Source organism: Paraburkholderia sp. GAS32 (genome assembly GCF_050434225.1).
Classification (GTDB): domain Bacteria; phylum Pseudomonadota; class Gammaproteobacteria; order Burkholderiales; family Burkholderiaceae; genus Paraburkholderia; species Paraburkholderia madseniana.
Window position 1 is genome coordinate 20,014 of the sequence record NZ_JBNPVS010000057.1, and the last position, 12,443, is coordinate 32,456.

Sequence of the window (12,443 nt, forward strand, 5' to 3'; positions counted from 1 at the left end):
GATGATCTGCAAAGGTGAGCGATTCCAGGAGGTGAGGAATCGCCTTGCCGAGCGCGCACCTCAAATAAGGTGAGGATTTCCAGGGAGTCCTCGTCATGGTCGCCGACGGTGATGCAGCGAGTGCTCCAACCCTCACCCTAGTGTGCGCCGGCGCAGGACTGATACCGCCAATCTCCTTACATCCTCTTCCATATACAAACAAAGCGTGAGCGCGACACCTTGCTCAGCGCCACGCCGTAAAAGCCGCGTGAACTGCGCCACGCGGCGATGCACACCAGGACTCTGCGCGGCAGAAGTGACCACGCCCTCGCCATCTTGTAACGCTCTCGTAAAACATGATCTTTCGCTCGTTGATAAGTTGCGGATAACGCGTGTCGTCGCCACTCGAGCAACGACTTTGCGTCACCGTAGATCTAACGATGGAGAAAGCATGAAGAAGCTGTTGGCAATCGCGGCGCTGGCCGCACTGAGCGCAACCTTGAGCGGATGCTGGTGGGGGCCGCCTCCAGGTTGGGGCGGCGGAGGCCCGGGCGGGGGTGGACCTGGTGGCGGCGGACCGCACGGTGCGATCGTCGTCCCTGGCCAGGCCGCTCAGGTCTAGGCCAGAAACTAGGCGGGAAACGTAATCGTCACTACAAACCCGCCGGCGGCGGCGTTATCGGCATGAAAAGCGCCGCCGTTATATCGCACGAGGCGCCGCACGATCGCGAGCCCGAGCCCGCAGTGCGCATCGCCGCTACGCGCTTCATCGAGTCGCACGAACGGTTGCAGCGCACGATTCAGTTGACCGCTTGGAATGCCGCCGCCGTGATCGCGTACCTCGAGCGTGTATTGGCCGTCGCGGCGGGCCGTCGAAATTTCCACCGTCGGCTCGCCGTAAGTGAGTGCGTTCTCGATCAGATTGGTCAGAATCCGGTCGAGGTCGACAAGCGGCAGACCAAAACCATCGCCGGCTTGTAGATCGAGGCGCACGAGCGAATCGTCCGCGAGGCTGTCGCCGTAATGCCGGCGACAGTGGGCATCGACGCTGGTGCTTGGCGAGGTATCCGCCGTCTCACGTGCGAAGTCGAGAAACTGCGTGACGATGCGTGACAACGACTCCGCGTCCCGCAAAAAGCCGCGGCGATTCGCTTCATCAGGCAGCAGATCCGCGCGCACCTGCATGCGCGTGATCGGCGCACGCAGATCGTGCGCCACGCCGGCCAGCATCACCGCGCGCTCCTGCTCGGCCTGCGCAAGTTCGTGCACCATCTGATTGAAGTCGCCGATCAGCTCTTTCAATTCGCGTGGGCCGCTCGCCTCCACGACCGGCGCCCGATGGCCGATGCGGAACTCGCGCGCTGCGAGTGCGAGCCGGTGCAATGGCCGTTGCAATTGCCACGCGCCGAGCAGCGCGATGATCACCGCCAGCACCAGCATCGTCGCGGACGCGCCCAGGAAGAGACGCGCCGGCAGCGTCGCGTTTTGCATTTTGAGCCAGCCTGGATTGCCCGCGTAATGGACCCAGACCGTGCCGTTCTCGCCGTCGGCTACGACCTGGCTGCCTGCCGGCAACTTCCGGCGCAAGTCGCGTTCGAACGGACCCGAGGTGTTCTCACACGGCGCGGGACAGCCATACCGGATCGCGTCTTGCGCGCTCACATAGGACACACCGAGCGTTGCCGCGACGTGGGAAGCGGCGAGCGGGCCGTCGCGTCCCGCCTCAACCGCGAGCAGCAAAGCGCGTTGCGCGTGACCCGCGTCGATCTGGCCACGGTCACGGTCCACGAGAACGATTGCGGTGATATGCACCAGCACGATCAGGCTCACCGTCATCAATGCGAGCCGGCCAAACAGTGTGTTAAAGGGATTCTTCATCGTCATTGCTGCCGGGCACGAACATATAGCCGATGCCGCGTATGGTCTGGATCCGGCGCGGATTGGCCGGGTCATCTTCAAGCAGACGGCGCAGGCGCCACACCGGCACGTCGATACCGCGTTCGGTCACTTCCGAGTGCGGCCCATGCAACAGATCGACGAGCTTCGAGCGCGACAGCGTTTCCATTGGATGCGCGGCGAGCACTTCCAACAGCGCATATTCGCCGCCGGTCAGCTTGAGCGCTTCGTCATCGCGAAACAGGGTGCGCCTCGCGAAGTCGAGCCGGAAGCGGCCGAAGCGCAGCGCTTCACGCTTTTCGAGCGCCGTAGCCGTGGACCCCGACGATGGCTGCGCGTGCCGGCGCAACACCGCATGAATACGCGCGAGCAGTTCCTGCGGCATGAACGGCTTGCCGAGATAGTCGTCGGCGCCGAGTTCCAGACCGATTATGCGATCCACGCCGTCAGCGCGCGCCGTCAACATGATCACGGGAATCGTGTCGCCATGCGCACGCAATTGCCTGAGTGCGCTGAGTCCGTCGACGCCCGGCATCATCAGATCGAGCACGATGATCGAGGGCCGTTCGCGTTCCAGCCGGCGTGCCAGATGGTTCGCGTCGTGCAACACGGACATCTCGATGCCGCGTTGTTGAAAGAAGGTTCTGAGCAGGTCACGAAGGTCGGCGTCGTCGTCGACCAGTAAAACCTGGATGGGCGTGTCTGACATGGCTGGGCCCTGATCGATGAGGACAATTGACGGACGGCGCGGCCGCGCGCCTATCGCACGTCGCAATATAGCGAATCGCGCGGAGACAGCGGTTTCGGGTTCTTATCTGCGCTTACAGTTTATTACGGTGGCTGCTTTCGGTTCTATCTGGCTGCGTGAAGCAACCAAGACCAGTCAACGTCACACCGCCCGACTCTTCGCAACACCACGCGCTTCGTTACAACTCGTAATCCTCGCCTAAGCCACCGTAAGACGCCGCTCACTATGCTGGGCCACCTCTCGCCGCTGGTGGCGTTACGCGGTTTCCTTCGGGCTCAGTGTGTTGGTTTGCGTGCAGTGTCAAGCGCGTGGTCGACCGATACGTTTTCACTCGCCCCGCTTTAGCGAACAACGCATGCCAGACGGCCCTTTGTCGAATTGAGTCGAAGGATGCCCACAGCATGCCGAATAACCCTATCGCGTCCGGACCCTCCTCGCGCGTACCGAGATTCACACATCTTGCTGCTGCAGTCGTCGCCGCTTTTTTGTTGGCGGCTTGCGGCCAGCAGGCGCCCCATGGACCACCACAGTCCGTTCCTGAAGTAGGCGTCCAAACGATCGCGCCGCACCCTGTGGTGTCGAGTACCGAATTGTCCGGGCGACTGTCGGCAATCCGCGTCGCCGAAGTCAGGCCGCAGGTCGAAGGCATCGTCAGAAAGCGCCTCTTCACGGAAGGCTCACAGGTCGCGGCCGGCGCCGTGCTCTACCAGATTGACCCGTCCAGCTACCAGGCAACCTACGACCAGGCCGTCGGCACGCTCGCCAAAGCCGAGGCGACAGCGAGCGCCGCGCAGACGAAGGCCACCCGCTACGCCGAACTGTCGAAGATCGAAGGCGTGAGCAAGCAGGACTACGACGACGCCGTCGCCTCCCTGGAGGAAGCGAAGGCCGACGTGGTCTCCGACCGTGCCGCATTGAAGACTGCCGCGATCAATCTCGGCTACACGAAAGTCGTTGCGCCCATCGCGGGACGGATCGGCAAATCGAGCGTGACTGAAGGCGCGCTCGTCACTGCGGAGCAGACCACCGCGCTCGCGACGGTCCAGGCGACGACCGAGATGTATCTCGACGTCACGCGCTCTTCCGCCGACTGGTTGCGGCTGCAGAAAGAATTCGCCAGTGGCCAGTTGCAACAGGCGGGCTCGGACGGCGCGGTCGTTCATCTCGTGATGGAAGACGGCAGCACGTACACGCAGCCAGGCAAGCTGCTGTTCTCCGATATCACCGTCGACGCCACCACCGGCTCGGTCACCTTGCGTTGCGTGTTCACGAATCCGGATGGCGTGCTGCTGCCCGGCATGTTCGTGCGCGCACGGCTTGAAGAGGGCGTGAACCAACAGGCGATCACGGTGCCGCAACTCGCAGTCTCGCGTGCATCCGACGGTTCGGCGAGCGTGCTGACGGTCGGCGCCGACAACAAGGTCACGCAGACGCCCGTCACGGCCGACACCGCTTCAGGCGCCAACTGGCTCGTCACGCGCGGCCTCAAGGCGGGCGATCGCGTGATCGTCGCTGGTTCGCAGAAAGCGCGCGCGGGCGGCATTGCGAAGCCGGTCGAATCGCCCGCCATATCGGGCGCACCCGCCACCGCGGACACTACGTCGGCCGCACACAGCTAAAGCGAGACACTCATGGCAGGTTTCTTTATCAACCGACCGATCCTCGCGTGGGTTATCGCCATCGTTATCATGATGATCGGCGGCGCCTCCATCGGGACGCTTCCGGTCGAACAGTATCCGAGCGTGGCGCCCGTCTCCGTGCAGATCACGGCGACGTATCCGGGCGCCTCGGCTGAAACCGTGGCGACCACCGTCACGCAGGTGATCGAGCAGAAACTGAGCGGCATCGACCATCTGCTCTACATGTCGTCCACCAGCAGTTCGGCCGGACAGGCCACCATCACGCTCACGTTCCAGCAGGGCACCAATGCCGATATCGCCCAGGTGCAGGTACAGAACAAAGTCGAGCAGGCCAGTTCGTCGCTGCCGCAGACGGTTCAGGACCAGGGCGTGCAGGTTGCGAAGGCAGCCAATGCGTTTCTGATGATCGTGTCGCTGTCGTCCTCTGACGGCAGCATGAATTCCATCGATCTCGGCAACATCATCGCAACGCAGATCGAAGATCCGCTCACGCAGATCGACGGCGTCGGCGACGTGACGCTGTTCGGCGCGCAGCACGCCATGCGCATCTGGCTCGATCCGGTGAAGCTGCAGGCAGTCGGTCTGACTGCCGGCGACGTCACCACCGCGATCACGAATCAGAACGTGCAACTCTCGGTCGGCCAGATCGGCGGCTCGCCGTCCACGAAGACGCAGGCGCTCAACGCGACCATTTCGGCATCGAGCCTGCTCACCACGCCCGCGCAGTTCGGCTCGATCCTGCTGCGCGTGAACAGCGACGGCTCAAAGGTCATGCTGAAGGACGTCGCGCGGGTCGAGGTCGGCGGCGACGACTACAGCACGGAATCGCGTCTGAACGGCAAGCCGGCGGCCTCGCTCGCGGTCAAACTGGCGAGCGGCGCGAACGCGATGAGCGCAGCCAAAGCGGTGCGTGCCAAGCTCAACGAACTGAGCGGGCAATTGCCGCATAACGTGGTGGTCGACTATCCGTACGACACTACGCCGTTCGTGCGCATCTCGATCGAAGAAGTGGTGAAGACGCTGATCGAAGCGGTGATGCTGGTCTTCGTCGTGATGTACGTGTTCCTGCAAAACCTGCGCGCGACGTTGATTCCGACCATTGTCGTGCCCGTTGCGTTGCTCGGCACGTTTGCGGTGATGTCGGCGGTGGGATTTTCGATCAACGTGTTGTCGATGTTCGGGCTCGTGCTCGCTATCGGCCTGCTGGTGGACGACGCGATCGTGGTCGTGGAAAACGTCGAGCGGCTGATCGCGGAAGAGGGTCTATCGCCGATCGAAGCCACGCGCAAGGCGATGAAGCAGATCACCAGCGCACTGGTCGGCATTACGACCGTGCTGATCGCCGTGTTCATTCCAATGGCGTTTTTCTCGGGGTCCACGGGCGCGATCTACCGGCAGTTCTCGATCACGATCGTCGCGGCGATGCTGCTCTCCGTGTTCCTCGCATTGACGCTGACACCGGCGCTGTGCGCGACCATGCTGCGGCGCGCGGACGTCGAGCACCACACGAAGCGCGGCGTGCTCGGCTGGTTCAACCGTGTGCTGACTCGTGGAACCGATCGTTACGACTCGACGGTTGCGCGTGTGATCGGCAAGCCGATGCGCTATATGGTGATCTACCTGCTGATTGGAGGCGTGGTTGCGCTGCTCTTCATGAAGCTGCCGTCGTCCTATCTGCCGGACGAGGATCAGGGGTTCATCATCACGTCGATTTCCGCGCCCGCCGGCACACCTGCCGCGCAGACGCTGGAAGTCGTGAAACAGGTCGAGGCGTATTACCTCGGTCTTCCGCAGGTGGACAAGATCATCGCGCTGACCGGCTTCAGCTTCAACGGCTCGGGGCAGAACAACGGCCTGGCGTTTGTCAGGCTCAAGGACTGGAGCACGCGGCGCGGCAGCGACGCTTCCGCGGCGGCGATCATCCAGCGCGCCAACATGCACTTCGCCGCCTCGCACGACGCGCAGATTTTCGCGCTCAATCCGCCGGCCATTCAGGAACTCGGCACGCAGAGCGGTCTCGACTTCGAACTGGAAGATCGCGCCGGGCAGGGTCATGACAAGCTGATGGCCGCGCGCCAGCAATTGATCGCGCTCGCCGCGCAGGACAGCGCGCTAGCCGGCATGCGTCCCGGTGGCCTCGACGATACGCCGCAGTTCCATGTCGATATCGATCGCGAGAAGGCGAGTGCGCTCGGACTTTCAATCGCTGATGTGAACGACACGTTGCAGACGGCGTTCGGCTCGACTTACGTGAACAACTACGTCGATACGGGACGCATCCAGAAGGTCTATGTGCAGGCCGACGCGCCTTACCGGATGATGCCGTCCGATATTGGACGATGGTATGTGAAGTCCAGCACGACCAGCAGTTCGAGTACTTCAAGCAGCACCTCGACTACCAGTACGAGCAGTACGACCACCGCAGGCTACGACGGCCAGATGGTCCCGTTCTCCGCGTTCTCTACCGGCAAATGGACCTTCGGGCCGCCGCAGATCGAACGCTTCAACCGCACGCTGGCGATGGAAATCACCGCGCAAACCGGTGCGAACACCAGCACGGGCCAGGCAATGGCCGCCGTCGACGCGCTCGTGAAGAAGCTGCCCGCCGGCTTCGGCATCGACTGGACCGGGCAGTCGTACCAGGAGCGCCTTGCCGGATCGCAGGCGATCTACCTGTACGCGATTTCGCTGGTCGTGGTGTTCCTCTGTCTGGCCGGTCTGTACGAGAGCTGGTCCATTCCGATCGCGGTGATTCTGGTCGTACCGCTCGGCGTGCTCGGCGCGGTACTGGGTGCGCATATTCGCGGGCTGTCCGACGATATCTACTTCAAGGTCGGCTTGCTCGCGACCATCGGGCTCTCCACCAAGAACGCGATCCTGATCGTCGAATTCGCCAAGGACCTGCAAGCGCAGGGCCATAGCCTGATCGACGCCACGCTGGAAGCCGCGCGACTGCGTCTGCGGCCGATTCTGATGACATCGCTCGCTTTCGTGTTCGGCGTACTGCCGCTGGTCATCAGCACAGGCGCCGGTTCGGCGAGCCGGCATGCGATTGGCACCGGCGTGATGGGCGGCATGATCGCCGCGACGTTGCTCGCCATCTTTTTCGTGCCGGTGTTCTTTGTCGTCGTGCGCCGCCTGTTCGGCGAACACGGCGATGCCAAGCAACAGGAAGGTGTTGAATGATGAGACTCAAATTGAGCGCATGCGTGGTGGCGTTTGCCGTTGCCATGCTGACGGGGTGTACGCTAGACCCGCACTATGAACGACCTGCGGCACCCGTCGCGGTGGCTTATCCAAAAGGCGAGGCGTACGAGAGCACGAGCGCCGCGGCAGCGTCCACCGCGACGCCGGGCACGACCACTACCCCACCGCCGCTCGGCGCCGACATGGCCTGGCGCAGCTTCTTTCGCGACGAGCGTTTGCAACGGCTGATCGAGATCGCGCTCGACAACAACCGCGACTTGCGTGTCGCCGCGTTGAACGTGGCCGAGTACGAGGCGCAATATCGCATCACGCGTGCCGCGCTCGCACCGTCGATCAGCGCGAGCGGCAGCCTGACCCGCGAGCGCGGCTCAGGCGTGACGACCAGTTCCAGCGACGCGAGCGTCGGCACCACGTCATGGGAGATCGACTTCTTCGGACGCTTGCGCAGCCTCAAGCGTCAGGCCCTGGAAAACTATCTCGCGACGGATGCGTCGCGGCAGAGCACACAGATCAGCCTGATCGCGACAGTAGCGACCGACTACCTGACCCTGCTGTCCGACGAACGTCTCCTGCAAATCACCGAAGACACGGTCAAAGCGGACCAGTCGACATACGACGTGACCAAGCGCATTCAGGAGTTGGGCAATTCGTCGATGCTCGACGTGCAGCAGGCGCAAAACTCATTGGCGAGCTCGAAGGCGAGCCTTGCGTCTTACCGGCGTGCCGTCGCGCAGGACCGCAACAACCTGATCGCCGTGCTCGGCGCGCCGATTCCCGACGACCTTCCGCCCGCTTGCGAATTCGACGACGAGTCGATGTTCGCCGACATCGGTGCGGGCGTGCCGTCACTGCTGCTCACCCGTCGTCCCGACATCGTGCAGGCGGAGCATGCGCTGAAGGCGGCGAATGCGAACATCGGCGCCGCGCGCGCGGCGTTCTTTCCGAAGATCGAGTTGACGGCTTCGGCCGGTACGTCGAGTTCGACGCTTTCAAGTTTGTTCAAAGCGGGTACAGGTGCCTGGGCATTCGCGCCGAGCGTGTCGGTGCCGATCTTCGATTACGGCAGCAACAAGGCTTCGCTCGACGTCGCCAAGATCGAGAAACAGATCGAGGTCGCCGATTACGAGAGCACGATTCAGACAGCATTCAAAGAAGTCGCGAACGCGCTGACAGCGCGTGCCACTTACGTTGATCAGGTGGAGGCGGATCGCGACTATGTGACGTCATCGCAGCGGTACTACACACTTGCTCAGGCGCGCTACAAGGCGGGTACGGACAGCTTCCTCACTTTCCTCGACGCGCAGCGCACGCTCTACACCGCACAACAGCAACTCGCGTCGGATAGTCTGTCGCGACAGGCCAATCTAGTGACCTTGTACAAGGTATTAGGCGGCGGTTGGGAGGGAAGCTAAAAGCCGATAGGTGAGAACATTCGGGAGCGTGTGCGGTGATAATGTTGCTACCTGTCGACGCACTTTCGATTCGAAGGTGAGAAGATTCGGGAGGCCGCCCGAACGCAGCCACCTGCGCGTTACTTTCCATTCACACGGAGCATTTCCCCAATGACGCCCGACGCTTTCGGTGAAGAAATCAAGGCGGCACTCGTGCCGCACGCCGACGCTCAACGCGCGCTTGCGATGCGCGCTTACATGCGTGACCACTTCGAGTTCATCGGTGTGCCGACACCACTGCGGCGCCAAGCGGTATTGCCGGTGTTCAAGCGGCTGACGGTGGAGAATACCGATCATCTGCTGGCGTGTGCGAATGTCCTATGGTGGATGCCGGAACGCGAATTCCAGTACGTCGCGACCGATCTGTTGGCGCGTAAATGGAAGACGCTTGCGGCAGCAGACATCGCACACTTATTAAAGCTCGCACAGCGGAGCGCCTGGTGGGATTCGATCGATCCGCTGGCGGGTGTCGTCGGCGACGTGCTGAAAGCGGCGCGAGCACACACGCCGGGGGTGCAGGCCGCGATGGACGCGGCACTCCAGCATGACTCGCTGTGGGTTCGGCGCATTGCGATGATTCATCAACTCGGCTGGCGCGAGCATACCGACGAAGAGCGCCTGTTCGGGTACGCGCGTTCGCTGGCCGCGGAAAGTGACTTCTTCATCCGTAAGGCCATCGGTTGGGCGTTGCGGGACTACGCGTGGCATGCTCCCGACGCGGTGAGCACCTTTCTTTCCGCTTCGCGGGACATCATGTCGCCGCTTACCGTGCGCGAGGCGTCGAAGCATCTGCCGCCGATTCGCTGACGCACCTGGCGCAGAACATTTGCCGCTCGATTTGCTGTTCAGTTACCCGTTCACCTGACGGCGTATGTCAACGCAATGTACGCTTTTGCAAAAGCACTGCGCACTACAACGCGCAAATCAAAAAGGCCTGTGTTAACGGCCTTAAAACCAAGAACTTTAGAAGAATATTTAACCCTCCGGACGTGGCCAAAAACCCCGTAGTCATCGCTTAGTAACATGCGGCCAGAATAATGGCCTGTGCTGTACACACGACCAGATTTCGCAAATAACGCGCTGCCCCGATCGAGGGCTGACGCGAAGGCCATACCCCCGGGGGTTTCACATGACTATCCGTCATCGCATCACGCTATTGGTTGTCTTGATGTTCGTCGCCTTGTCGGCAATCGGTGGCTACGCCGTGTATCAAACGCGTGGCAGCGCAGGCGAAGTGCGCAAGGTGACCGAGGGCGTCGTCCCCAGTGCGCTGGCTTCCGCTGACCTCGTCTCGCAAGTCAAAGACGTACAGCTCGCGACCATGACCTTGGTCTACGCGCCGGACGCCAACATGGTCGCTCAGGCACAAGACGAACTGAAGAAGAAAAAAGCCTCGTTGCAACAGGCTCTCGCGCTGCAAGGCAAAGATGCCGCGAGCCATGCCCAGCAAGGCCTCGTTTCCCAGGCTAACGACAGTCTCGAGAACTACTTCTCCGCGATCGCCGAGACGGCAAAAATGAAGGCCGACGGCAAGAACGAACTCGCGCAAGCGTATCTGTTCGCCAACGTCGCACAGTATCGCGACGAACTCGAAGGCATTGTCGAAACCCTGCGCGTAGAGAAGAACCGTCAGAAAGATGATGCGATCACCGCACTGAACACCACGCTTTCTACAACTACGACGGCCATCGCCATCGTGACCGGTATTGCGATCATTCTGCTGACCTTCATCGGCACGCTGCTCTACCGTCAGATCACTCGCCCGCTCAGCCGCATGCAAGCCATGATGAGCGAGATCGCGTCGAGCCAGGATTTCACGCGCCGCGTGCCGGTGGGCCGGCTGGATGAGATCGGCCATTCGATCGTTGCCTTCAACGGCATGATCGAAAAGATCCAGGAAAGCTCGGCGCAACTCAAGCAGAAGACCGCCGACATCCAGGCCATGTTGCAGAACATGCAGCAAGGTATCTTGACGGTGATCGACGGCGCCGTGATCCACTCCGAGTACTCGGCGTATCTGGAAGACATCTTCGAAACGAAAGACATCGCCGGGCGCGGCCTGATGGATCTGGTGTTCTCGGATACCGATCTCGGCTCGGACGTGCTCTCGCAAGTCGATGCTGCCGCGCATGCGTGCCTTGGCGAAGACTGCATCAACTTCGCGTTCAATCAGCATCTGCTGGTCGGCGAAATTTCGAAGCGCATGCCCGATGGCCGCGTGAAGATTCTCGACCTAAGCTGGTCGGCGATCACCGACGAAAACGACGTTATCGGGCGCTTGATGCTGTGCGTGCGCGACGTCACCGAACTGCGCAAGCTCGCTGCGGAAGCCAGCGAACAGCGCCGCCGTCTCGACATGATCGGCGAGATTCTCGCGGTGAGCGAAGAGAAGTTCCATCATTTCATTGAAAGCTCCGCGGGTTTTGTCAGCGAGAACGAGCGCATCATTCGCAAGCACTCGGAAGCGGACCATGCGGCGATCGCCGAGCTGTTCCGCAACATGCACACCATCAAGGGCAATGCGCGGACCTACAACCTGGCGCACCTGACTAACGTCGTTCATGAAACCGAGCAGAGCTATCACGAACTGCGCCAACCGGACGCGGACCGTTCGTGGGATCAGGAACACCTGATGCAGGAGCTGACGCGCGTGCGCGAGGCGATCGAGAGCTACGCGAAGATCAACGAACATAGCCTCGGCCGCAAGAGCAAGGCCGGAGCGAATAGCGCCGGCAACGCTGGCCGCTACGTGATGGTCGAGAAGGATCAGATTCAGCAGACCCTGAGCATGCTGGACAAGACGAACGCCGGCGAACTCCACGAATTGCAGTCGATGCGCGATGCGCTGCGCCGGACCTTGCGCGCCTTGGGCAGCGAAAGCGTGCGCGATGCGCTCTCCGGCGTGCTGGACTCGCTGCCTTCGTTGGCGCAGGAACTGGGCAAGCCGGCGCCGGCCGTACGCATCGACGACAACGGCTACCGTCTGCGCGGCCAGGCGGGTGGCACCTTGAACAACGTGTTCATGCATCTGCTGCGCAATTCGATGGACCACGGTATCGAAACCGCCGACGCGCGCAGCGCAGACGGCAAGAAGCCGGCCGGCACCATCGATATCGAAGTGGGTGTGGACAGTGGCGCGCTGCAGATCACGCTCAGCGATGACGGCCGCGGCCTCGCACTCGAACGGATTCGCGGCATTGCCGTCGAGCGCGGCTGGATCGGCAGCGACGAACACTTGAGCGACGAAGCCATCGCCGAATTCATTTTCCGGCCTGGCTTCTCGACCGCCGCAACGGTGACGGAAGTATCGGGCCGTGGCGTCGGCATGGACGCGGTGCGCGACTTCCTCAAGCGCGAGAACGGCCGCATCGAACTGCGCTTCACCGACGACCACAAGGGCGCTTCGTTCCGCCAGTTCCAGACGATCGTCTGCCTGCCGGATAGCTTCGCCGTCGACACGCTGGGTGTGGCGGCGCGCGGCGATGCCGGCGAACTGCAACTCGACGCGATGGCGGATTGAAC

Annotated in this window: 8 protein-coding genes; 6 read left to right on the plus strand and 2 right to left on the minus strand. The window is 62.1% G+C overall.

What is annotated here, in order from left to right:
* Window positions 1-430: 430 nt before the first annotated feature.
* Window positions 431-601 (plus strand): hypothetical protein, encoded by a 171-nt coding sequence (locus P3T25_RS41435; RefSeq protein WP_166618323.1) that lies wholly within the window; start codon window positions 431-433, stop codon window positions 599-601.
* Between the two features lie 8 nt (window positions 602-609).
* On the opposite strand, the gene P3T25_RS41440 is transcribed toward P3T25_RS41435, so the two are convergent.
* Complete coding sequence (locus P3T25_RS41440; RefSeq protein WP_171926612.1) at window positions 610-1,857, minus strand: ATP-binding protein; 1,248 nt, start codon at window positions 1,855-1,857, stop codon at window positions 610-612.
* Window positions 1,841-2,584 carry a response regulator gene (locus P3T25_RS41445; RefSeq protein ID WP_429362996.1) on the minus strand — a complete coding sequence of 248 codons (744 nt, stop codon included), beginning with the start codon at window positions 2,582-2,584 and terminating at the stop codon, window positions 1,841-1,843. Before P3T25_RS41445 ends, P3T25_RS41440 begins: the two co-directional genes overlap by 17 nt.
* Before the next feature lie 440 nt (window positions 2,585-3,024).
* Between P3T25_RS41445 and P3T25_RS41450 the strand changes: the two genes are divergently transcribed.
* From P3T25_RS41450 to P3T25_RS41470, 5 genes are all read left to right on the plus strand, one after another.
* On the plus strand, window positions 3,025-4,242 hold the full coding sequence (locus P3T25_RS41450) for an efflux RND transporter periplasmic adaptor subunit (RefSeq protein ID WP_429362998.1): 1,218 nt from the start codon (window positions 3,025-3,027) through the stop codon (window positions 4,240-4,242).
* Window positions 4,243-4,254: 12 nt separating this feature from the next.
* Window positions 4,255-7,449 carry an efflux RND transporter permease subunit gene (locus tag P3T25_RS41455; RefSeq protein WP_429363000.1) on the plus strand — a complete coding sequence of 1,065 codons (3,195 nt, stop codon included), beginning with the start codon at window positions 4,255-4,257 and terminating at the stop codon, window positions 7,447-7,449.
* A complete protein-coding gene (locus tag P3T25_RS41460) occupies window positions 7,449-8,882 on the plus strand; it encodes an efflux transporter outer membrane subunit (protein WP_429363041.1) in 1,434 nt (477 codons plus the stop codon). The genes P3T25_RS41455 and P3T25_RS41460 overlap by 1 nt, the downstream gene beginning before the upstream one ends.
* Window positions 8,883-9,032: 150 nt before the next feature.
* Complete coding sequence (locus P3T25_RS41465; RefSeq protein WP_171926609.1) at window positions 9,033-9,728, plus strand: DNA alkylation repair protein; 696 nt, start codon at window positions 9,033-9,035, stop codon at window positions 9,726-9,728.
* Between the two features lie 322 nt (window positions 9,729-10,050).
* Window positions 10,051-12,441: a HAMP domain-containing protein gene (locus P3T25_RS41470; RefSeq protein ID WP_429363002.1), complete on the plus strand. Its 2,391-nt coding sequence runs from the start codon at window positions 10,051-10,053 to the stop codon at window positions 12,439-12,441.
* The last annotated feature ends 2 nt before the right edge of the window (window positions 12,442-12,443 follow it).